Source organism: Lysobacter sp. Soil_C_59 (assembly GCF_057656415.1).
Map to the genome: position 1 here is coordinate 244543 of NZ_JBDGKK010000002.1, position 22554 is coordinate 267096.

Below are 22554 nucleotides of genomic sequence, written 5' to 3' on the forward strand. Positions count from 1 at the left end.
AACCCGCGTCCGCCGGGCGATGGAACGGCCCGGAGGGCCCCTGGTTCAGGCGGCGGCTATCATGCGCACCACCCCTGCAAGTTTCTTGTGAACATGACCGAGCCCTCACCCGGATTCGACGACGTCCGCGACTACCTCACCGGACTGCAGGACCGCATCTGCGCGGCGATCGAGGCCGTGGACGGCAGCGCGCGCTTCAGCGAAGACCTCTGGCAGCGTGCCGAGGGCGGTGGCGGCCGCACCCGCATCCTTCGCGACGGCGGCGTGTTCGAGCAGGCGGGGATCGGCTTCTCGGATGTATCCGGCACGAAGCTGCCGCCGTCGGCCACCGCCGCGAGACCGGAACTGGCCGGCGCCTCGTGGCGCGCGGTGGGTGTGTCGCTGGTGTTCCATCCGCGCAATCCGTACCTGCCGACCACGCATGCCAACGTGCGCCACTTCCGCGCGATACGCGATGGCGAGACCGTGGCGTGGTGGTTCGGTGGCGGCTTCGACCTGACCCCGTTCTATCCGTTCGACGCCGACGTGCTGCACTGGCACCGCACCGCGCGCGACCTGTGCGAGCCGTTCGGTGGCCAGCCGCGCTATGACAAGCACAAGCACTGGTGCGACGAGTACTTCTTCCTCAAGCACCGCAACGAGACGCGCGGTGTCGGCGGCCTGTTCTTCGACGACCTGCATGAAGACGCCGACCGTGACTTCGCTTACATGCGCGCGGTCGGCGACGGCTTCCTCGATGCCTACCTGCCGATCGTCGAGCGCCGCAGCCAGACGCCGTTCGGCGATCGCGAGCGCCAGTTCCAGCTGTACCGGCGCGGACGCTACGTCGAGTTCAACCTGGTGTTCGACCGCGGCACGCTGTTCGGCCTGCAGTCGGGCGGCCGCACCGAGTCGATCCTGATGAGCCTGCCGCCGCTGGTGCGCTGGGAATACGGGTTCACGCCCGAAGACGGCAGCGCCGAAGCGCGCCTGGCCGACTACCTGCGTCCGCGCGACTGGTTGAACGAACTCATTCGCTGAGCATGGCGGTGCCGGGCAGCGTCAATCGTCGCTGCCACCGCTCTTCTGGTCGTTGGTCATGATCGTGATGTGGCCGTCGGTTTCCAGCAGCGCCAGCCGCACCCGTTCGATATCGCTGCACCCGGCCTCGCGCATGGCCTTGGCGAGGTCGTCGCGATTGACGAGTTCGCGCTTGAGCACATCGCGATAGACATGCCCGTTGCGCACCAGCACCACCGGCACACCCTCCAGGATGTGTTCGGCCGTCTTGCTGCGCGAGGTGATGAAGCCGACCAGCCAGTTGAGGATGATGAGCGTGGCTGCCAGCAGCAGCCCGCCGGTCATCGACGTGTCCTTGCCGAGCAGCGCGTTCTGCACGGCGTTGCCGAGCAGCACGATCAACAGCATGTCGAACGCGGTGAACTGCCCCATCGTGCGCTTGCCCGACATGCGGATCATCGCCAGCAGCACCACGTAGACCACGACCGCACGAAACACGAACTCCCACCACGGCATCGACATCTCGAACATGTAGTGCTCCGGCGACGGGATCGCGGCGATTGTGCACCACGCACGCACGAGGACGGGGCAACGACAACAGCAAGATGGATCCCGGCGTTCGCCGGGATGACGGTGAGGTGTGCTTGACGGCTGCGGGCCTGGATCCCGGCGTGCGCCGGGATGACGGTGAGGGATTGGGATGACGCGATGACGCGATGACGCAGCGACAGCAGCCCGTCCGAAGTCATCAGCCCCCTTGGTAAGGGGGCGCGGCGGCAGCCGCCGGGGATCGGAGGTACATAGCGGGGCCCAAGGTTTGCGCAGCAAACTTTGGGTTTTTATTGCCTGCGCAAAAAGCGCAGGCAATAAAAAGCCCCGCAGGCAGGGGGGGCCGGCGGGGCTGGTGGAGCGGGACCTGGGGAGGGGTCTTCGCTCCGGGGGATCACTCCAGGGGAGGGAGAGATCTACGACAGGCGTTGCACCTGTCGCGACCTATATGACCATTCCGTACATGGATGGTTCGTGAAGATTCGGGTTAACAATCCGTTGGATTCAGGACGGATTCATTCTGGGAAAACGATTACCCCAGCGGTTTTCCTGTTCAGCCAGACACTGAATGCGCTGGCATGAAACTCGCCGGAAGCCCGACCCGGCCAAACCGGGGTCGAGGGCCGCCGTTCGTCGGCCAGAGCGCCGGCGGACGGCCCCTAGTGTGCCTCATCCCAGTTGGCCCCGACGCCGCTGTCGACCACCAGCGGAACCCGCAACTGGGCCGCGCCGGACATCCTGGCGCCGACCTCGGCCAGCAGGGTGTCGACAAACCCCTCCTCGACCTCGAACACCAGTTCGTCGTGGACCTGCAGGACCATCAGGGCACGGTTGCCCTGCCCGGCCAACCAGCCGTCGATGGTGATCATCGCCCGCTTGATGATGTCCGCCGCCGTGCCCTGCATTGGCGCGTTGATCGCGGCACGCTCGGCGCCGGCACGCAGGCCCTGGTTGCGGGCCTGGATGTTCTCCAGGTACAGGCGGCGGCCGAACACGGTCTCGACGTAGCCCTGCTCGCGTGCCTGCTGGCGGGTGCGCTCCATGAAATCGCGCACGCCCGGGTAACGGCTGAAGTACAGGGCGATGTAGTCCTGCGCCTCGCCGCGGGCAATGCTCAACTGGCGCGCCAGGCCGAATGCGCCCATGCCATACATCAGGCCGAAGTTGATCGCCTTGGCGGCGCGGCGTTCGTTGCCGCTGACCTCTTCCATCGACTTGCCGAACACTTCGGCGGCGGTGGCGCGGTGGATGTCGGCGCCCGATTCGAATGCGCGCAGCAAGCCGGCATCCTCGGACAGGTGCGCCATGATCCGCAGTTCGATCTGCGAGTAGTCGCAGGCGACGATGCGTCGGCCCGGCGGTGCGACGAAGGCCTGGCGGATGCGGCGGCCGTCATCGGTGCGGATCGGGATGTTCTGCAGGTTCGGGTCGCTTGAGGCGAGCCGACCGGTCGCGGCACCGGCCTGGTGGTAACTGGTGTGGACGCGGCCGGTGTCGCGGTTGACCATCTCCGGAAGCTTGTCGGTGTAGGTGCTGCGCAGCTTGGCCAGGCCGCGGTACTCGAGGATCACGCGCGGCAGTTCGTGCTGCTCGGCGATCGCCTCCAGTGCTTCCTCGTTGGTCGAGGGTGCGCCCGAGGGCGTCTTCACCAGGGCCGGCAGCTTGAGTTCGTCGAACAGCAGCTGGCCCAGTTGCTTGGGCGAATCGAGATTGAAGCTGCGACCGGCCATCTCGGTCGCCTTCTGCTGCGCGGCCAGCATGCGCCGGCCGAGGTCGGCCGACTGCCGGCGCAGCTCGTCGCCGTCGATCATCACGCCGTTGGCCTCGATCCGCGCCAGCACCGGGACCAGCGGCATCTCGATGTCACGGTAGACGCGTTCCAGTCCCGGCTCGGCGGCGAGCCTGGGCGCCAGCGCGCGATGCAGGCGCAGCGTGACGTCGGCATCCTCGGCGGCGTAACGCGTGGCATCGTCGATGGCGACCTGCGAGAAGGAGATCGCCTTGGCGCCCTTGCCCGCGACCTGTTCGTACTTGATGGTGTCGTAGCCCAGGTAGCGCTTGGCCAGCGAGTCCATGTCGTGGCGGCTGGCGGTGGCGTTGTAGACGAAACTTTCGAGCATGGTGTCGTCGGCGTAGCCGGCGATCTCCATGCCGTTGCGGCGCAGCACGTGCAGGTCGTACTTGCCGTGCTGGCCGAGCTTCTTCTTGCCCGGATCGGCGAACAACGGCGCCAGCGCGGCCAGGGTTTCAGTGCGATCGAGTTGCGCGGGCACGCCCGGATAGTCGTGGCCGAGCGGCAGGTAGGCGGCCCGGCCCGGCTCCACGGCGAAGCTCAGGCCGACCAGGCGCGCCTGCATCGGGTCGAGCGAATCGGTTTCGGTATCGAAGGCGAACTCGTCGGCATCGCGCAGTCGCGTGATCCAGGTGTCGAGCTGGTCCAACGTCAGCACGGTTTCGTATTCGCCTGGTGCCGACAGTTCCGGATGCGGTGGTTCAGCCGGCGCCGACGCCGCACGCGCATAGCCCGCGGCAGTGTTGCGCACGCCTGCGCCACGCGCGTCGCCGGTATCGCTGTTGCCAGCGCCGCCCTCGAGCTCCTTCAGCGCCTGCTTGAAGCCATAGCGCGCGTACATCACCCGCAGGTCGTCGGCATGCGGCTCGCGCAGCGCCAGTTCGGTCGGCGCGCGTTCGAGCTCCAGGTCGGTGCGGATCGTGGTCAGCGTGCGATTGAGCGGCAGGCGCGGCAAGGCCGCGCGCAGGTTCTCGCCGATCTTGCCCTTGATCTGGTCGGCATGGGCAATGACTGAATCGAGCGTGCCGTACTCGCCCAGCCACTTGGCGGCGGTCTTCGGGCCGCACTTGTCGACGCCGGGGATGTTGTCGACGGTGTCGCCCATCAGCGCCAGCAGGTCGATGATCTGGTCCGGACGCACGCCGAACTTGTCGATCACGGTCGCCTCCGAATCCAGGCGGCTGCCGCTCATGGTGTTGACCAGGGCGATGCCCGGACGCACCAGCTGGGCGAAGTCCTTGTCGCCGGTGGAGATGGTGACGTCGATGCCCTGCTCGGCCGCGCGTAGCGCCAGCGTGCCGATCACGTCGTCGGCCTCGACGCCGGGGATGCGCAGGATGGTGATGCCCAGCGCCTCGACGATGTCGCACATCGGCTGCACCTGCGCGCGCAGGTCGTCCGGCATCGGCGGACGGTTGGCCTTGTAGTCGGGATAGAGCTCGTCGCGGAACGTCGGGCCCGGCGCGTCGACCACGAATGCGACGTAGGTCGGCTGTTCCTTCAATGTCGCGCGCAGCATGTTGACCACGCCGAACAGTGCGCCGGTGGGTTCACCCGCGTCGTTGGTCAGCGGAGGCAGCGCATGGAACGCGCGATACAGGTAGCTGGAGCCATCGATCAGGACAAGGCGGGGGGCTGGCTGGTTCATGCGGTCGATTCTACGGGGTCCGTCCATCACCGCCACTTCAGCGCGAGCGCGTATCCTGTCACCTGCGACCCCCACCGGATTGGAGACCGCCATGCGCAACCACCTGCTCGCCCTCATGCTGCTGCCGCTGACCCTGACGGCTTGCGCGACCATGGGCGCCGGCGACGACCCGACTGCCGGCCTGCAGGGCGCCGAAGTGCGTTCGCGCACGATCGAAGGTGGCGATCTCATCGAGGAGTACCACGTCGCCGGCCAGCTGCGCGTGGTGAAGATCACCCCGGCCCGCGGCCCGGTCTATTACCTGACCGACAGCAACGGCGACGGCATCCTCGACAGCAGCAAGGGCGAAGGCCCGATCTCGCCGGTGCAGTACAAGCTCTTCAGCTGGTAAGCAACGCACGATGACGACAACGCAGGACCGCGGACACGCTATCCGCACGCTCACTTCCGAATCCGACCTGCGCGCGATCTGGCCGCTGGTCTCGCAGTTGCGACCCGAGTTCGACGAGGACCGCTTCGTCGCGCAGATGCTGCGCCAGATCGGCGAAGGCTGCCGCGCAACGGTCCTGTTCGACGAGGGTGGCGAGCCGCGCGCATTTGCCTGCTGGCGAGTGATGGAGATGCTCGCCGTCGGCAAGCATGTCTATGTCGACGACCTGGTCGTGGACACCACGGTGCGCAGCCGCGGCTACGGCAAGGCCATGCTCGACTGGCTCAAGGCCGAGGCACGGCGCCTGGGCTGCGCGCGGCTGCAGCTGGACTCGGGCACGCATCGCCAGGACGCGCACGCGTTCTACCTGCGCGAAGGATTGCGGATCGAGGCGTTCCACTTCGGGATTGCGCTGAAGTAGCGCACCAGGCCGTCATCCCGGCGCATGCCGGGATCCAGGCCGGGCACCCGTTGCCGACGGCGCCCATGCGCTGCAAGAACCGGATATCGGGCCGGAGGCGTGCCAACTAGATTCATCCGCGCACTCTTCGATCAAGGCACGCGATGCACGCTCCCACCATCCACCACACCCGGCGCGGCCTGCGCCTGGCACGCGCATGAGTGCGCTGGTGCAACCGCGCTGGTGTTCCGAAGGCCTGATCCAGCGCATCGGCTGGGTCGACTGGCAGGGCGTCGGCACACAACTCGATGCCCAGGGCTGCGCGCGCATACCGGCGCTGCTGGACCCGGGCGAATGTGACGCGATCGCAAACCTGTACGACCGCCCAGACGGTTTCCGCAGCACGGTGACGATGGCCCGGCATGGATTCGGCCGCGGCGAGTATCGCTACTTCGCCTATCCGCTGCCGGCCACGGTCGCCACGTTGCGAAGCGCGGTCTATCCGCATCTGGTCGCGATTGCCAATCGCTGGAACGAGGCCATGGCGATCGACGTGCGCTTTCCCGACGAGCACGCCGATTTCATCGCGCGATGCCACGAGGCCGGCCAGACCCGACCGACGCCCCTGCTGTTGCGGTACGACAAGGGCGACTACAACTGCCTTCACCAGGACGTCTACGGCGAACATGTGTTCCCGTTGCAACTGGTGGTGCTGCTGTCACGGCCGCAGCACGATTTCGAAGGCGGCGAGCTGGTCCTGACCGAGCAACGCCCGCGCATGCAGTCGCGCGTCGAAGTGCTGCCGTTGCAGCAGGGCGATGCCGCCGTGTTCGCGGTGCGGGAACGGCCCGTGAAGGGCTCCCGCGGCACCTACCGCGTGCAGATGCGGCACGGCGTCAGCCGTGTCCATGCCGGCCGCAGGCACACCCTGGGGGTGATCTTCCACGACGCCCGCTGACCGGACCGGCCGACGAACGGTCTTGAATTTATTACTTAGGACTCCTAAGTTATCGGCCATGGATGGCCCCGTTAACCAACTCGACCAGGCCCTTGTCGGCATCGAACGGCTGAGCGCCCTGCTGCGCGCACAGTCGTGGAGTGAAGACGGCACCCCGCCACTGCACCCGGCGCAGCGCTCGCTGCTGCTCGCCTTGGCAGGCAATGCCCAGGGCCTGCGCAGCGGAGAGCTGGCCACGCGCCTGGGCGTATCGGCACCAAGCGTCAGCGAGTCGCTGCGCACGCTGGAAGCCAAGGGATGGGTCCGGCGCAGGCCGGATCCGGACGACGGCCGCGCCTGGCGCATGTCGCTGACCGCATCGGGCAAACGGCTGGCCGGCCGCTTGCAGGATCCGGCCGCCGGCCTGGGCCCGCTGCTGCGGGCGTTGCCGGAACGCGAGCTCGGCCAGTTCCTGCGGGCGATCCAGCTGATGATGCGCGAGGCGCAGCAGCTCGGCATGGCCAGCGGACTGCGGACGTGCCTGGGCTGCGAGTTCTTCCGCCCCTACGCATCGTCCGACCCGAAGCAACCGCATTTCTGCGCCTATGTCGGCGCCCCGTTCGGCGACGCGCAGTTGCGCGTGGACTGCGCCGATCAGCAACCCCAATCCGCAGAGGCGCTGGCGCTCGCCGTACAGCGTTTCCGCGATGCCGTGCCTTCCTAGGCCGGTGCAAGAAGGACGGCGTCCGACTGCAATCGGACGCCGTCCGGGTCACATGTAGCAACCCCCTCCCCCCGCGTCACAGCGAACAGAAGGAACACAAGTATGAAGCAGAAGGCCGTTTTCTATCACGCCGGTTGCCCGGTCTGCGTCGATGCCGAACAGCAGCTCGCATACGCGCTCGATCCGCAGCGCTTTGAGGTCGAGATCGTCCACCTTGGCGAATCGCCGGCCCGCATCGACGAAGCCGGTCGCGCCGGCGTCAAATCCGTACCCGCGCTGGTGATCGGCGGCGCGCCGATGCACGTCAACTTCGGCGCGGCCCTCGACGACCTGCGCTGACGACCTGCGCCGTTGCCGGCGCGGTGTCTTCGCCGTGCCGGCAACAAGCGCCCCGACGCTGAATGCGTCGCCATGAGGCACTGCCATGCTCAACATTTCCAAGCCCGCGCCGGAATGGCGCGTCGATTCGTGGTTGAACACGCCACAGCCGCTTTCGCTGCAAGCGTTGCGCGGTCGAGTGATAGTGATGCTGTCTTTCCAGATGCTGTGCCCGGGTTGCGTCGCCCAGGCGCTACCGCTGGCGACACGCGTGCATTCCACGTTTCCGCACGACCAGGTCGCAATGATCGGCCTGCATACGGTCTTCGAACACCACGAGGCCATGACACCGGTCGCGCTGCGTGCCTTCGCCCACGAGTATCGACTGCGCTTCCCGATCGGGATCGACCGCCACGACGGTTCGCAGCCGTTGCCGGCGACCATGCAGGCCTACGGCATGCGCGGCACGCCGACCTGGACCCTGATCGACCGCGAAGGCCGTGTGCGCCAGCAGCACTTCGGTGAGTTCGATCCGCTGCGTCTTGGCGCGGAAATTGCCGCGTTGATGCTTGAACCGGGTGCATCGACGACGCGCGATACTGCCGGGAGCGAGGAGGTATCTTGCAGCGACGGAACCTGCGCGATTCCTTCCGACCCACATCCAGACGATGCACACGCCCATGCCTGAACCGTCGCGACCGCGGATCGATGCCCTGCTGGTTGGCCAGGTGCGCCCTTACACGCGTCCGGGCAGTACCAGCGCGATCGACAAGCGTCCGGCCGGCGATCGCGTGCGCATGGAATTGCTGGGCCTTGTCGGCGACGAGCAAGCCGACCCCCGGGTGCATGGCGGCCCCGACAAGGCGGTCCATCACTACCCGTTCGACCATTACGCGCCATGGCGCGAGGAACTGGGCGACCTGGTCGCCCCGGGGCGCCTGGATGCGCCGGGCGCGTTCGGCGAGAACCTGAGCAGCCGCGGCCTCACCGAAGACGATGTATGCCTGGGCGACCGATTTCGTATCGGCACCGCCGTGGTGGAGGTCAGCCAGGGCCGGCAGCCGTGCTGGAAGCTCAGCGACCGGCTCGGCGTTGCCGACATGGCACGGCGCGTGCAGTCCAGCGGCCGCACGGGCTGGTACTACCGCGTGCTGCAGCCAGGCGATGTGCGACTGGGCGACCTGGTCGAACTGGACGCGCGTCCCTTTCCGGAATGGAACCTGCGCCGCCTGTGCGCACTGATCTTCGAACGCAGCCTTGACGCCGACGAGTTGCGCGCCGCCCTCGCGCTGCCGCTGGTTCCGTCCTGGAGAAAGCTCATCGAGACGCGCCTGCTGCGCAGCGAAGTGGAAGACTGGGGCAAGCGCATCGACGGCCCCGACCAGCACTAAAGATTGCGGCCCCCGGGCCGATACACCGAGCAGGCAATCCCTGCGGCGGCGAATCCGCGCAAGCGCAGTGCGATCGCAGAACAGGACTCCGGTGTGTCAGCTCGAGAAAGACGAAAACCCGCCCCGCCACTGGACACCGACGCGCTGCGTGCCGGGCTGACCGAGGCGCAGGAAAAGACGCTGGGAGCGCTCGAGCACTTCCAGTGGACGCTGAAATTCGTGCGCCGGCCATTGTTCCAGGACCCGGTGCCGGTACTGGTCGACCGCGACCGGCGTCGCTGCGTGGCGCTGCGCCCTGACGGCACGCTGGACGAATCGCCACAACTGCGCAGCGGCGGCTGATCCGCCACTGCGCATGCTCAGGCCGGTTGCAGGTTCGCGTACGCCAGCACCAGCCACTTGCTGCCGGCATCGTCGAAGTTGACCTGCACGCGCGCATGCGCGCCGGCGCCTTCGTAATCGGTGACCGTGCCCGTGCCGAAGCTGGGATGGCGCACCATCGCGCCGAGCTTGATCGGCGGCGCCTCGATCGCGGCGTGGCCCATGTCTCGGCGCGGCTGCGAGTTGTACATCGGCCGCGACACCTGCACCTTCGGCCGCACTTCGTGCAGCAGCGCCGGCGGGATCTCGCGCAGGAAGCGTGACGGCACACCGTACATGTCGGCGCCGTGGATGCGGCGCGTCTCGGCGTAGCTCAGCACCAGCTTCTGGCGCGCGCGGGTGATGCCGACATAGGCCAGGCGGCGCTCTTCCTCGAGCCGTCCTGATTCCTCGGTCGAGCGGCCACTCGGGAACACGCCCTCTTCCATGCCCGCCAGGAACACCAGCGGGAACTCCAGGCCCTTGGCGCTGTGCAGCGTCATCAGCTGCACGCCTTCCTCGCCGGCCTGGGCCTGGCCTTCGCCGGCTTCCAGTGCGGCGTAGCTGAGGAAGGCGACCAGTTCCGGCATCGCCGCGGCGTCTTCCTCGTCGCTGCGGGTGAAGCGCGAGGCCACCGAGACCAGTTCGTCGAGGTTGTCGACGCGCGAGTCGAGCTGGCCGCGCGATTCGTTGAAGTAGTGGTCACGCAGGCCCGAGCGGATCAGCACGTGGTCGATCTTTTCCGGCAGCGTCATCGGCTGCACTTCGTTGTCGACGTCGTCGATCAGGGCGAGGAAGCCGGCGATGGCGTTGCGCGCCCTCGCGGTCAGGCCGTTCTCGCTGACCGTGCGCCGCGCCGCTTCCCACAGCGCGACGGCGTCGGTGCGTGCGCGACGGCGAATTTCGTCGAGCGTGCGCTCGCCGATGCCGCGCGTGGGCGTGTTGACCGCGCGCTCGAACGCGGCGTCGTCCAGGCGGGAGGCGATCAGGCGCAGGTAGGCCAGGGTGTCCTTGATTTCGGCGCGCTCGAAGAAGCGCTGGCCGCCATAGACCCGGTACGGCACCTGCTCCGACAGCAGCGCCTCTTCGAAGGCGCGCGACTGCGCGTTGCTGCGATAGAGCACGGCGACTTCACCGAAGCTGCCACCGTCGCGCACCCACTGGCGCAGGCGTTCGACCGCGAAACGCGCCTCGTCCATCTCGTTGTACGCGGCGTACAGATCGATCGGCTCGCCGGTGCCGCTGTCGGTCCACAGGTTCTTGCCGAGGCGGTCGGGGTTGTGGGCGATGACGGCGTTGGCCGCTTCCAGGATGTTGGCGCTGGAACGGTAGTTCTGCTCCAGGCGGATGGTCTGGGTTCCGGAGAAGTCTTTCAGGAACCGCTGCATGTTCTCGACCTTGGCGCCACGCCAGCCGTAGATCGACTGGTCGTCGTCGCCGACCACGAACACGTGGCCGCTGTCGCCGGCGAGCACGCGCACGAAGGCGTACTGGATCGCGTTGGTGTCCTGGAACTCGTCGACCAGGATCTCGCGGAAGCGGTGGCGGTAGTGCGCCAGCAGCGCCGGGTTGTCGCGCAGCAGTTCGTGCGCGCGCAGCAGCAGCTCGGCGAAGTCGACCAGGCCGGCGCGCTCGCAGCGCTCCTGGTACGCCTCGTAGGACTTCAGCATCACGTCGGCCCACGGATCGTTGCCGGCCGGCTGGATGTTCTGCGGGCGCTTGCCCTCGTCCTTCTGCGCGTTGATCCACCAGGCGATCTGGCGCGGCGGGAAGCGCGCCTCGTCGATCTCCAGGCCCTGCACGACGCGCTTGACCAGCCGCAGCTGGTCGTCCGAGTCGAGCACCTGGAAGCCTTCCGGCAACTTGGCCTCCTGCCAGTGCAGGCGCAGCAGGCGATGGGCCAGGCCGTGGAAGGTGCCGATCCACATGCCGCGGGCGCCGTTGCGCAGCTGCCCGTCGACGCGCGCGCGCATCTCGCCGGCGGCCTTGTTGGTGAAGGTCACCGCCAGGATGCCGTGGGTGGGCACGCCATGGACTTCATTGAGCCAGGCGATGCGATGGGTGAGCACGCGGGTCTTGCCGGAGCCAGCGCCGGCGAGAACGAGATAGTGACCGGGCGGGGCGCTGACGGCTTCGCGCTGCGCTGGGTTCAGCGCGTCGAGCAGGTGGGAGACATCCATCCGGGTATTGTACCGGGGCCGTCACCCCTGCCCCTGAAGGAAGCGACGCGTCATGCACCCCAAGCTGCTGATGCTGGCACTGCTCGCCGCGGCCCCGGCCCTGGCCGACGACGGTACGACCGTAACCAACGAACGCGTCCTCAGTGCCGGCGGCAACACCCTGCACGTGGAGCTGGTCGAGACCACCGACCCGGCCCGCATCGACGAGCTGCAGCGCTGGCTGGCCGAGGCCGCCGGGGCGACACTGACCCCGTTTGGACGCTATCCGCTGGCCGACGCGACGGTGCGCATCACCCAGATCGACAGCGACGACGACAGCCCGGTGCCGTGGGGCCAGACACAGCGCGGCGACGACGTGTCGGTGCTGCTGTTCGTCCGCCGCGATGCCAGCCTGGCCGAGCTGCGCGCGGACTGGACCGCGGTGCACGAGCTCTCGCACCTGTTCCACCCGTACCTGGGCCGCGAAGGGCGCTGGCTGGCGGAGGGCCTGGCCAGCTACTACCAGAATGTCCTGCGCGCCCGGATCGGCCTGCTCACGCCGGAGGCGGCGTGGCGCGAGCTCGACGCCGGTTTCAGCCGCGGCCAGCGCGAGCACAGCGGCATGCCGCTGGATGGACTGGGCCGGCGCGGGACCATGCGCGTGTACTGGGCCGGCGCGGCGTTCTGGCTGGAGGCGGACCTGGCGCTGCGTCGCGAGCACCGCAGCAGCCTCGATGCGGTGCTGTCGAAGTACTCGCGTTGCTGCCTGCGCGGCACCGGCCAGGTCGCGCCGGAGGCGTTCATGGCCAAGCTCGACGAGCTTGCCGGCGCGGAAGTATTCCTGCCGGCGTACCGGCGTTACGCGCAGTCGCGCGAGTTTCCCTCGCTGGACGCGGCCTATTCTTCGCTGGGCATCCAACGTGGCGCAGACGGACTGGTGTACGCCGACCGCGCCGACGCGCGGAAACTGCGCGCGTCGATCATGCAGCCAAAATCGAAACGGTAGGAGCGAGCTTGCTCGCGATCAGGCGCCACCGCTGCGGAAACGCCCGTTCGCGAGCACGCTCGCTCCCACAGGTCAGTGCGCCGCCTTGTGCGGCTTGGTGGTGGCCTGCGCCATCAGCTTGTCGGTGTAGGCAATGCCGATCGCCGACAGGATGAACACGCAGTGGATGATGGTCTGCCACATCACGCCGGCTTCGGTGTAGACCGCACCCTTCGCCACGACATCGGTCGCCGCGGTGGTGGCCGCGGTTGCGACCGCCGGATCGACACCCAGCGAACCGATGGCGATGAAGGTCTTGAGCAAATGGATCGACGAGATGCCGATGATCGCCATCGCCAGCTTGACCTTGAGCACGCTGGCGTTGACGTGGCTCAGCCACTCGGGCTGGTCGGGGTGGCCTTCCAGCCGCAGGCGCGAGACGAAGGTCTCGTAGCCGCCGACGATCACCATCACCAGCAGGTTGGAAATCATCACCACGTCGATCAGGCCCAGTACCGCGAGCATGATCAGCTGCTCGCTGAACGTGGTCGCGTGTGACATCAGGTGCCACAACTCCTTGATGAACAACACGACGTACACGCCCTGGGCGACGATCAGGCCCAGGTAAAGCGGCAGCTGCATCCATCGCGAGCTGAAGATCAGGGCCGGAAGGGGATTGAGGGTGCGTTCGGACGTTTGCGTCATGCGGCGGGGGCCTTGGTCTGCGGGCCGGCTAGGGTACCGGCGGTCCGCGGGCGCCGCCATCGCCGACCTTGCATCTCTTGGCCGTTCGGCACGCTCCCGGACCGGGCCGGCCGCTTTACACTCCGGACTCCCATAGCCAGGGCGTGACTGATGATCGACCTGCATTACTGGCCGACCCCCAACGGCCACAAGATCACCCTGTTCCTCGAAGAGGCAGGGCTGGAATACACCATCCACCCGGTCGACATCGGCGCTGGCGACCAGTTCAAGCCCGAATACCTGAAGATCTCGCCGAACAACAAGATGCCGGCGATCGTCGACCGCGCACCGGCGGACGGCGGCGAGCCGATCAGCGTGTTCGAATCCGGCGCGATCCTGCTGTACCTGGCCAACAAGACCGGCAAGTTCTTCGCCGACGACCTGCGCGGGCGCGTCGAGGTCAACCAGTGGCTGCACTGGCAGATGGGCGGACTGGGGCCGATGACCGGCCAGTACGGCCACTTCCACGTCTATGCGCCCGAAGACATCCCGTACGCCAAGGACCGCTACAAGCGCGAAGTCCTGCGCCTGCTCGGCGTGCTCGACAAGCGCCTGGCCGATCGCGAATTCATCGCCGGCCACTTCAGCATCGCCGACATGGCCGCGCACCCGTGGATCAATCCCTACACCAAGGCCCCGCTCGACCTGGAACCGTTCGCGAACCTGCGCCGCTGGCATGCGGCGGTGGCCGCGCGTCCGGCGGTGCAGCGCGCGTACGCGATCGCCGATCGCTACACCAAGCGCGAAATGACCCCGGAAATGCACAAGATCCTTTTTGGCACACCAGAGACTAAATGAAGAACTTCACCGCCCGCGGCGCCGCCGCCTGCCTGCTTGCCATGTCGATCGCAACCGTTCCCGCCCTCGCACAGAAAACCGCCCCCACCGCACCGCAGAAGCTGACGCTCGAAGCGCTGGCCGGTGATGCGCCGCTGTCGGGCCCGAGCCTGATGAAGGCGAAGATCGCGCCGGACGGCAGCCGCGTGACCTTCCTGCGCGGCAAGGAAACCAACAAGAACCGCCTCGACCTGTGGGCCTACGACATCGCCAGCGGCCAGACCGTGAAGCTGGTCGATGCCGACGACATCCTGCCCGGCGACGAGGTGCTCAGCGACGCTGAAAAGGCACGCCGCGAGCGCCAGCGCATCGCCGCGCTGAGCGGCATCGTCGATTACCAGTGGGCACCGGACAGCAAGGCACTGCTGTTCCCGCTCGGCGGCGAACTGTATGTGTATGACCTCAGCAAGTCGGGCAAGGCCGCGGTGCGCAAGCTCACCAGCGGCGAAGGTTTCGCCACCGACCCGAAGCTCTCGCCCAAGGGCGGCTTCGTCAGCTTCGTGCGCGACCGCAACCTGTGGGTGATCGACCTGGCCAGCGGCAAGCAGGTGCAGCTCACCCGCGACGGCAGCGAAACGATTGGCAACGGCGTCGCCGAGTTCGTCGCCGACGAGGAAATGGACCGCCACACCGGCTACTGGTGGGCACCGGACGACTCGGCAATCGCCTTTGCCCGCATCGACGAAACGCCGGTGCCGGTGCAGAAGCGCTACGAGGTCTACCCGGACCGCACCGAAGTGGTCGAACAACGCTATCCGGCCGCCGGCGACCACAACGTGCTGATCAAGCTCGGCGTGGTCGCACCGAAGTCCGGCGCCGCGCCGAAGTGGGTCGACCTGGGCAAGCAACAGGACATCTACCTGGCCCGCGTCGATTGGCGCGACCCGAAGCACCTGACCTTCCAGCGCCAGTCGCGCGACCAGCACACGCTGGAGCTGATCGAGAACGACCTGGCAAGCGGGAAGCAGCGCGTGCTGGTCACCGAGACCAGCAAGACCTGGGTGCCGCTGCACAACGACCTGCGCTTCCTCAAGGACGGTCGCATCCTGTGGAACAGCGAGCGCAGCGGTTTCGAGCACCTGTACGTGCTCGATGCCGACGGCGGCAATGCCAAGGCACTGACCAGCGGTGACTGGCCGGTCGACGGCGTGCTCGCGGTCGACGAAGCCGCCGGCCAGGTCTACTTCGCCGCCGGCAAGGATTCGCCGCTGGACGCGCAGGTCTATCGCGTGCCGCTCGCCGGTGGTGCGATCGCGCGCCTGTCGCAGGCCGACGGCGTGCACACCGCCAGCTTCGCCGCGAATGCCAGCGTCTTCGTCGACAACTGGTCGAACCCGACCACGCCGCCGCAGCTGGAGCTGTACCGCAACGACGGCACGCGCATCGCCGCGCTGATCGAGAACAAGCTCAGCGATCCGCAGCACCCGTACGCCAAGTTCGCTGCTGCCCAGCAGCCGATCGAGTTCGGCACGCTCACCGCCGCCGATGGCAGCACGCCGCTGCACTACAGCGTGATGAAGCCGGCCGGTTTCCAGGCCGGCAAGCAGTACCCGGTGGTGGTGATGGTCTACGGCGGCCCGGCCTCGCAGACGGTCAAGCGCACCTGGGCACCGGACTTCAACCAGTACCTGGCGCAGCACGGCTATGTCGTGTTCTCGATCGACAACCGCGGCACGCCGCGTCGCGGTGCCGCGTTCGGTGGCGCGTTGTACGGCAAGCAGGGCACGGTCGAAGTGGCCGACCAGCTGCAGGGCGTGGAATGGCTGAAGAAGCAGCCGTGGGTCGATGGCAAGCGCATCGGCGTGTACGGCTGGTCCAACGGCGGCTACATGACGCTGATGCTGCTGGCCAAGGCATCGGACCAGTACACCTGCGGCGTTGCCGGTGCTCCGGTCACCGACTGGGGCCTGTACGACACGCACTACACCGAGCGCTACATGGGCCTGCCGGCCGCGAACGTCGCCGGCTACAAGGACGCGCGCGTGCTGCAGCACATCGACGGCCTGAAGTCGAAGCTGTTGCTGATCCACGGCATGGCCGACGACAACGTGCTGTTCACCAACTCCACCGCACTGATGAGCGCACTGCAGAAGCGTGGCCAGCCGTTCGAGCTGATGACCTACCCGGGCGCGAAGCACGGCCTGAAGGGTGCGGACAACCTGCACCGCCTGCGATTGACCGAGGAGTTCTTCGGGCGCTGCCTGAAGTAATTCGACGCGGTTGGGTGAAAGCAAACGGGCCGCGATGCGGCCCGTTTGCTTTTGCGCGATGCAAAAGCTGCGTCCATGGATTCCCGCCTTCGCGGGAATGACGGGAGTGGAGCAACGTCACTGGGTCACCGCCTTCGCGGGGATGACGGGTTGATGAGCGTCATCGAAGACTGGGCGATGAAGTGCCGGAGCGGCGTTCGACGGGGCGGGGATTGCGCAGCAGCGGGACATGGATGTCCCGCGCCCCGCCTCCGGACAGGATGTCCGGCGAAGGGGCGGAGCAATCTCCGGCCCGGCGGACGACGCCATCCGGAAGGCTCACCGCAAAGACCTGCCAAGCGGACGACGCCATTCGGAAGGCTCACCCCAAAGACAAGCGCGGCCTCTCCGTGACCTTCGGGGTATAGCCTCCAGCCCGCGCAGCCGCCATGCTCGCCGGACTTTCCGCTGACCCGCGAAGCCATGATCAAGCCGCTGACCCTCGCCATCGCCCTGACCCTCGCCGCGGGCTCGCCCGCCCTGCTGCAGGCCGCCACGCCCACCACCAAGGCGGCTGCCGCCAAGGCCTCGCCGGCGTGGGTGACCAAGAGCAACGAGTACGCGCAGATCCTGCTGAAGGCGCAGGCCGAGTTCGCACCGGAACAGATGTCGTTCTTCGGCGTGCCGGGTTACGACGACCGCGTCGTCGACCTCAAGCCCGACAACGCCAAGCGCTTCCGCGATACAACCGCCAAGGCCAAGGCCGAACTGCAGGCCAGGCTCGCCACCGAACGCGACCCGAACGTGCGCCAGGACCTGGCGATCATGATCCAGGCCGCCGACGAGAACATCGAAACCAGCGCGCTCAACGAACGCCTGACCCTGCCGTGGACCGATGCACCGCAGACGGTCTTCAGCGGCATCAAGGGCCTGCTCTCGGACCAGACCCCGCCGGAGCGCCGCGCACGCGCACTCGACCGCCTCAAGGCCTACGTCGGCCAGGCGCCGGGCACCACCCCCATCACCGAACTCGCCCGCGCCCGCTACGAAGAGCGCACAGGCGACAAGGCGCTGCTGCGTCCGACCAGGCTTGAAGTCGAACAGGCGCTGGGCAACGTCGACACCTACGTCGCCGGCATCAAGGACCTGTTCGCCAAGTACAAGGTCGCCGGCGCCGACGAAGCGCTCGCAGCGATGGACACGCAGCTCAAGGCCTACGGCCAGTGGGCGCGCACCAGCGTGCTGCCGGAAGCGCGCACCGACACGCGCCTGCCGGCCGAGCTGTATGCCAACCAGCTCAAGCAGTACGGCATCGACATCGACCCGCAGCTGCTGATCCGTCGCGCCCAGGTCGAGTTCATGGAGACTCGCGCGGCGATGCAGCAGCTCGCCCCGCTGGTGGCCAAGGACAACGGCCTGAAGGTCAACGACGCGCACGACTACGTCGGCGTGATCGGCGCGCTCAAGAAGCAGAGCATGCCCAACGACCAGCTCGAGGCGCGCTACCGCACCGTCATCGACGCGATCGACCCGATCATCCGCAAGGAAGGCATTGTCGACGTGCCGCAGCGGCCGATGGTGATGCGCCTGGGCAGCGAGGCCGAGTCGGCCGCGCAGCCGGCGCCGCATTTCCTGCCGGCACCGCTGATCGGCAACACCGGCCAGCAGGGCCAGTTCGTGCTGCCGGTGTCGGTGCCGACGGCGGACGGCAAGGCGCTGTCGTACGACGACTTCAACTTCGACGCGGTGCGCTGGACGCTGTCGGCGCACGAGGGCCGTCCGGGCCATGAGCTGCAGTTCACCGCGATGGTCGAGCGCGGCATCTCGCTGGCGCGCACGATGTTTGCCTTCAACTCGGTCAACGTCGAAGGCTGGGCGCTGTACGCCGAAGCCGAGATGGTTCCGTACGAGCCGCTCGACGGCCAGCTGATCGCGCTGCAGTTCCGCCTGATGCGCGCCGCACGCGCGATGCTCGACCCGATGCTCAACCTGGGCCTGATCGACCGCGAAGCGGCGGGCAAGATCCTGCGCGAGAAGGTCGGCCTGTCGGAAGCGATGACCAAGCAGGAGCTGGACCGCTACACCTTCAACGCCCCGGGCCAGGCCGGCAGCTACTTCTACGGCTACACGCGCATCCTCGAGCTGCGCATGGAAACCGAGGTGGCGCTGGGCGACAAGTTCGACCGCCTGGCCTTCAACAACTTCCTGCTCGACCAGGGGCTGTTGCCGCCGGACCTGCTGGCGAAGGCGGTGCGTGAGGTGTTCGTGCCGGCGCAGAAGGCGAAGAAGTAAGGGACTTATCCCTCTCCCTGGCCGCCTTTGGCGGCCTGTCCCTCCCCCGCAAGGGGGGAGGGATTTGGGGCTAGCTGACTCTTGCGAGCATTCGCTGGTGGCCGATCAGGCGGGCCCAGTGCGCGCCCACGTCGGTCATGCAGACGTATCCGGCTTCACCGGCCAGGCGCAGCCAGGTGCGGGCGTCCAGGCGCAGGCGCGGCTCGGCCGCGCACAGTTCGGCGTCGAAGCCCAGGTGGCGGGCGAACAGCGCGCAGCGCGCCAGGTGATAGCGACTGCTCAACAGGGTCACGCGCGAACGCATGCGCTCGCCCAGCAGCGTCCTGGCGTTGCGCAGGTTCTGCAGGGTGTCGCGAGACTGCGACTCGAGCAGCAGTGGAGCGTCCTGCGCCATACCGCGTGCGAACAGCCCCCGCTGCGCCAGTTCCGCCTCGGTGGCCTCGCCGGGCGCACCGCCGCCAAGCAGGACGACGCTCGCCGGCGGGCTGTGCGCCCACAACGATACGGCGCGGTCCAGCCGTGCTTCGAAATCGTGGTCGATGCGCCCCTGCGGTGAATGCTTGCCGAACAGCAACACGCAGCTCCCCTGCTGCGGCCGGCAAGGCGCGCGCCTGGCCACGCGCAGGACGTGGACGAAATACCCCAGGTAGACCAGGCCGGCACTGAAAATGCAGGCCGCGCCCGCCACCGCCATCGCGTGGAGGACGTCGCGGTCGACAAACAGGGCCCGTTGGTGTGCGGTGCGGCTGGTCACTGTGAACGGGCGTATGAACGAACGTGAAGCAAGGCCGTTCAGTTTACGCCGGGGATGGGCCGCAGGGGCGCTCGCTATACTCTGCACTCTTGGAAAGAGAGTCCTGCGTGCCGCCTGCACTGAGTCCTGCCAGCCCCGCCGTCATGCCCATGCCGCCGCTGGCAATCCGCGCCTATACCGCGACGAGTGCCGTCGGCCGTGGCCGCGAGGCACTGGCGGATGCATTGCGCGATTCGCGCAGCGGACTGCGACGCAACGACTTCGGCGCGACTCCGCTGGACTGCTGGATCGGCCGGGTCGACGGGCTGGAGGACCTGCCCTTGCCCGGGCCGCTCATCCGCTGGGACTCGCGCAACAACCGCCTCGCCTGGCTGGCACTGAACCAGGACGGCATCCCCGAAGCCATCGCCGCGATGATCGAACGCCACGGCGCCGATCGCGTCGCTGTGGTCGTGGGCACCTCGACTTCGAGCATCGGCGCGACCGAGGATGCGTACGCGAACCTCGACGACGGCGCGTTCCCGGCCGACCTCGCCCGCACCGACGTGCACACGCCGCACTCGCTCGGCGAATTCGTCCAGCACGCCACCGGCCTGCGCGGTCCGGCGATCACCGTCGCCACCGCCTGCTCGTCGAGCGCGAAGGTATTCGCCCAGGCCGCGCGCCTGATCGCCGCCGGATTTGCCGATGCGGCGCTGGTCGGCGGCGTGGACACGCTGTGCGGCAGCGTGCTGTTCGGCTTCAATTCGCTGCAACTGGTGGCCGCCGAACCTTGCCGGCCGTTCGACGCCGGACGCAGCGGCCTGTCGCTGGGCGAAGCCGGCGGTTTTGCCGTGCTCGAGCGCGCGCAGCCCGGCGATGGGGGCCTGCAGCTGCGCGGCTATGGCGAGTCCAGTGATGCCCACCACATGTCCGCGCCGCATCCGGACGGCCTGGGTGCGCAGCTGGCGATGCGCGACGCGCTGGCCCGTGCCGGCATCGACGCCGGCGAAGTCGGCTATCTCAACCTGCACGGCACCGCCACGCCCGCCAACGATTCGATCGAGGCCGCAGCCGTGGCGCGGTTGTTCCCCGACAGCCTGCATGCCAGTTCGACGAAGGGCTGGACCGGCCACACGCTCGGTGCGGCCGGCATCGTCGAGTCGGTGATCGCCCTGATCGCGCTGGAACTGGGGCAATTGCCCGGCACGCTCAACAGCAGCGCGCCCGATCCGGCCTGCGGCCCGCAGATCCGTTTCCAGCCGCAACGCGCCGACATCGATTACGCGATGAACAACTCCTTCGGCTTCGGCGGCAACAACTGCTCGCTGGTGTTCGGTCGCGCATGACGCCGCTGCTGGCCCACATCGAAGGCGTCGGTTTCTGGACGCGCGGACTGCCGTCCTGGGATGCAGCGATCGCCCACGCGAGTGCTGGCACGCTCGTGGCCGACGCGCCGTCGCGGCCGTCGCCGCAGCTGTTGCCGGCCAATGAACGTCGGCGCGCACCCGAGACCGTTGCGGTCGCGCTCGAAGTGGCGATGGCCGCCTGCCACGATGCCGGGCGCGAACCGTCGACGTTGCCGTCGGTGTTCGCCTCCACCCACGGCGACCTGGGCATCACCGACTACATGTGCGCGACGCTGGCCGATGAACCGCGCTCGCTGTCACCGACGCGTTTCCACAATTCCGTGCACAACGCCGCCGCCGGCTACTGGACCATCGGCACCGGCGCGATGGCGGCGGCCAGCGCGATCAGTGCGCGCGAGGCCAGCTTCGCGCAGGGCCTGCTCGATGCGCTTGCGCACCTGGCCAGTGGCGACGAGGCGGTGCTGCTGGTCGCCTATGACGGCCAGTCCGCTGGCCCGTTGGCGCGGATGACTCCCAGCGATGGCCTGCTCGGCGGCGCGCTGGTGCTGTCGCGGCAGCCCGCTGCGGGACGCCCGCAGTTGAGCGTGCAGCTGGTGCCGTGCCACGGCGACCGTGACGCGGGCGGACCGCTGGCGACGCTGGCGGCTGCCAATGCGATGGCACCAATGCTGCCTCTATTCGACCTGCTGGCACGCGGCAGTGGCAGCGTCCGTATCGTTGCCGGTCCCGACCACGACCTCCTGGTCGAAGTCACCGGCGCGGAGGCCGCGCATGGCTGACGACCTCCACATCCCGACCCGCCCTGCCCGCCTGAGCCGCGACGACCTGGTCGTGGTCATTCCGGCGCTCAACGAGTCGCTGCGCATCCGCGAAGTGGTGGCCGGCGCGCTAGCCGAGTGCCCGCACGTGATCGTCATCGACGACGGTTCCGACGACGGCACTGCCGACCGCGTCTCCGACCTGCCTGTGACCGTCCTGCGCCACGAAGTCCGGCTCGGCAAGGGCGCCAGCCTGCGCGACGGTTTCGCCGCCGCGCTGGCGATGGGCGCACGCGGGGTCGTGACCATGGATGGCGACGGCCAGCACCTGGCACGCGACATCCCGCGCCTGCTCGCCGCGGCCAACCGTCATCCGGGCTATGTCGTCATCGGCGCGCGCCTGCACCGTCGTTCGCAGCAGCCGCTGCACCGGCGCCTGGCCAATGAGTTCGCCGACTGGGGCATCGCCTGGGGCACCGGCTATGGCGTGGCCGACAGTCAAAGCGGCCAGCGCCTGTATCCGGCCGCGGTCGCGGCGCTGGCCGAGGTGTCAGGCGAGGATTTCGTGTTCGAGGCGCAGATCCTGATCTCGGCCGCGCAGCAGCTGGGCACGCGCTGCGTGTCGGTGCCCATCGAATCGCGCTACCAGACCGTGCACGGCGACGAGCAGTTCCGCCCCAGCCATTTCAAGCCGCTGCGCGACTTCAGCCGGATTACTTCGCACATCGTCGCCGGCGTGTTCCGGCGCGGCAGCATCCCGGCGATGTTCCGCAGCATCCGCGCAAATCCGGCGCTGATCGACGACGACGAGCGCCTGGGGGCGCTCGATCCTCGTCGGGATGTGATCTCCGCGCTCGACGACGGAGCGGCGTAGGAGCGAGCTTGCTCGCGATGACACGTGTCCGGCGCGCGGTTCGCGAGCAAGCTCGCTCCTACGAC

The 22554-nt window shown here is 68.0% G+C and carries 21 protein-coding genes; 16 read left to right on the top strand and 5 right to left on the bottom strand.

Translation table 11 applies throughout. From position 1 onward, the window contains the following. Positions 1 to 93: 93 nt before the first annotated feature. Positions 94 to 1020 (top strand): oxygen-dependent coproporphyrinogen oxidase, encoded by a 927-nt coding sequence (gene hemF, locus AC3A3Q_RS04600; RefSeq protein WP_487585108.1) that lies wholly within the window; start codon positions 94 to 96, stop codon positions 1018 to 1020. A gap of 21 nt (positions 1021 to 1041) precedes the next feature. Here hemF and AC3A3Q_RS04605 read toward each other — a convergent pair whose 3' ends face one another. Further along, positions 1042 to 1530, bottom strand: a complete 489-nt coding sequence (locus tag AC3A3Q_RS04605) for a DUF421 domain-containing protein (protein ID WP_487585109.1) — start codon at positions 1528 to 1530, stop codon at positions 1042 to 1044. A gap of 677 nt (positions 1531 to 2207) precedes the next feature. After that, entirely contained in the window at positions 2208 to 4988 is a 2781-nt protein-coding gene (gene polA / locus AC3A3Q_RS04610) for a DNA polymerase I (RefSeq protein ID WP_487585110.1), read from the bottom strand. A gap of 91 nt (positions 4989 to 5079) precedes the next feature. On the opposite strand from polA, the gene AC3A3Q_RS04615 reads away from it, so the two are divergent. From AC3A3Q_RS04615 to AC3A3Q_RS04650, 8 genes are all read left to right on the top strand, one after another. Further along, complete coding sequence (locus tag AC3A3Q_RS04615; RefSeq protein ID WP_200607650.1) at positions 5080 to 5379, top strand: DUF2782 domain-containing protein; 300 nt, start codon at positions 5080 to 5082, stop codon at positions 5377 to 5379. Between the two features lie 10 nt (positions 5380 to 5389). Then, positions 5390 to 5839, top strand: coding sequence for a GNAT family N-acetyltransferase (locus AC3A3Q_RS04620; RefSeq protein WP_200607652.1), 450 nt, complete (start codon positions 5390 to 5392; stop codon positions 5837 to 5839). A 196-nt stretch (positions 5840 to 6035) separates the two neighbouring features. Then, entirely contained in the window at positions 6036 to 6776 is a 741-nt protein-coding gene (locus AC3A3Q_RS04625; protein WP_487585111.1) for a 2OG-Fe(II) oxygenase, read from the top strand. A 58-nt stretch (positions 6777 to 6834) separates the two neighbouring features. Beyond that, on the top strand, positions 6835 to 7479 hold the full coding sequence (locus tag AC3A3Q_RS04630; RefSeq protein WP_487585112.1) for a MarR family winged helix-turn-helix transcriptional regulator: 645 nt from the start codon (positions 6835 to 6837) through the stop codon (positions 7477 to 7479). A 102-nt stretch (positions 7480 to 7581) separates the two neighbouring features. After that, positions 7582 to 7818 carry a glutaredoxin family protein gene (locus tag AC3A3Q_RS04635; RefSeq protein ID WP_487585113.1) on the top strand — a complete coding sequence of 79 codons (237 nt, stop codon included), beginning with the start codon at positions 7582 to 7584 and terminating at the stop codon, positions 7816 to 7818. Positions 7819 to 7903: 85 nt separating this feature from the next. Beyond that, the gene (locus tag AC3A3Q_RS04640; protein WP_487585114.1) at positions 7904 to 8485 is read left to right on the top strand and encodes a redoxin family protein; all 582 of its coding nucleotides are present in this window, start codon (positions 7904 to 7906) and stop codon (positions 8483 to 8485) included. After that, entirely contained in the window at positions 8478 to 9188 is a 711-nt protein-coding gene (locus tag AC3A3Q_RS04645) for an MOSC domain-containing protein (protein WP_487585115.1), read from the top strand. The genes AC3A3Q_RS04640 and AC3A3Q_RS04645 overlap by 8 nt, the downstream gene beginning before the upstream one ends. Before the next feature lie 93 nt (positions 9189 to 9281). Then, positions 9282 to 9530, top strand: coding sequence for a hypothetical protein (locus tag AC3A3Q_RS04650; protein WP_487585116.1), 249 nt, complete (start codon positions 9282 to 9284; stop codon positions 9528 to 9530). A 17-nt stretch (positions 9531 to 9547) separates the two neighbouring features. Here the strand turns inward: AC3A3Q_RS04650 and uvrD are convergent, their stop codons facing one another. After that, positions 9548 to 11728: a DNA helicase II gene (gene uvrD, locus AC3A3Q_RS04655; RefSeq protein ID WP_487585117.1), complete on the bottom strand. Its 2181-nt coding sequence runs from the start codon at positions 11726 to 11728 to the stop codon at positions 9548 to 9550. Positions 11729 to 11780: 52 nt separating this feature from the next. Here uvrD and AC3A3Q_RS04660 point away from each other — a divergent pair, with 52 nt between their 5' ends. Continuing rightward, positions 11781 to 12713: a hypothetical protein gene (locus tag AC3A3Q_RS04660; protein WP_487585118.1), complete on the top strand. Its 933-nt coding sequence runs from the start codon at positions 11781 to 11783 to the stop codon at positions 12711 to 12713. A gap of 72 nt (positions 12714 to 12785) precedes the next feature. Here AC3A3Q_RS04660 and AC3A3Q_RS04665 read toward each other — a convergent pair whose 3' ends face one another. Continuing rightward, complete coding sequence (locus tag AC3A3Q_RS04665) at positions 12786 to 13397, bottom strand: TIGR00645 family protein (protein WP_487585119.1); 612 nt, start codon at positions 13395 to 13397, stop codon at positions 12786 to 12788. Between the two features lie 150 nt (positions 13398 to 13547). Here AC3A3Q_RS04665 and AC3A3Q_RS04670 point away from each other — a divergent pair, with 150 nt between their 5' ends. The 3 genes from AC3A3Q_RS04670 (at position 13548) to AC3A3Q_RS04680 (ending at position 18754) form a co-directional block, all read left to right on the top strand. After that, positions 13548 to 14234, top strand: coding sequence for a glutathione S-transferase N-terminal domain-containing protein (locus tag AC3A3Q_RS04670; RefSeq protein WP_487585120.1), 687 nt, complete (start codon positions 13548 to 13550; stop codon positions 14232 to 14234). A 41-nt stretch (positions 14235 to 14275) separates the two neighbouring features. After that, positions 14276 to 16483 (top strand): S9 family peptidase, encoded by a 2208-nt coding sequence (locus AC3A3Q_RS04675; RefSeq protein ID WP_487585501.1) that lies wholly within the window; start codon positions 14276 to 14278, stop codon positions 16481 to 16483. A gap of 465 nt (positions 16484 to 16948) precedes the next feature. Beyond that, positions 16949 to 18754, top strand: a complete 1806-nt coding sequence (locus tag AC3A3Q_RS04680) for a DUF885 domain-containing protein (RefSeq protein ID WP_487585502.1) — start codon at positions 16949 to 16951, stop codon at positions 18752 to 18754. A 70-nt stretch (positions 18755 to 18824) separates the two neighbouring features. Here AC3A3Q_RS04680 and AC3A3Q_RS04685 read toward each other — a convergent pair whose 3' ends face one another. Continuing rightward, positions 18825 to 19508 carry a YdcF family protein gene (locus AC3A3Q_RS04685; protein ID WP_487585121.1) on the bottom strand — a complete coding sequence of 228 codons (684 nt, stop codon included), beginning with the start codon at positions 19506 to 19508 and terminating at the stop codon, positions 18825 to 18827. 149 nt (positions 19509 to 19657) lie between these two features. On the opposite strand from AC3A3Q_RS04685, the gene AC3A3Q_RS04690 reads away from it, so the two are divergent. From AC3A3Q_RS04690 to AC3A3Q_RS04700, 3 genes are read left to right on the top strand one after another with little or no spacing between them, the layout of a single operon-like run. Further along, positions 19658 to 20836: a beta-ketoacyl-[acyl-carrier-protein] synthase family protein gene (locus AC3A3Q_RS04690; RefSeq protein ID WP_487585503.1), complete on the top strand. Its 1179-nt coding sequence runs from the start codon at positions 19658 to 19660 to the stop codon at positions 20834 to 20836. After that, entirely contained in the window at positions 20833 to 21636 is an 804-nt protein-coding gene (locus AC3A3Q_RS04695; RefSeq protein WP_487585122.1) for a beta-ketoacyl synthase chain length factor, read from the top strand. The genes AC3A3Q_RS04690 and AC3A3Q_RS04695 overlap by 4 nt, the downstream gene beginning before the upstream one ends. Next, positions 21629 to 22489 (top strand): glycosyltransferase family 2 protein, encoded by an 861-nt coding sequence (locus tag AC3A3Q_RS04700; protein ID WP_487585123.1) that lies wholly within the window; start codon positions 21629 to 21631, stop codon positions 22487 to 22489. Before AC3A3Q_RS04695 ends, AC3A3Q_RS04700 begins: the two co-directional genes overlap by 8 nt. The last annotated feature ends 65 nt before the right edge of the window (positions 22490 to 22554 follow it).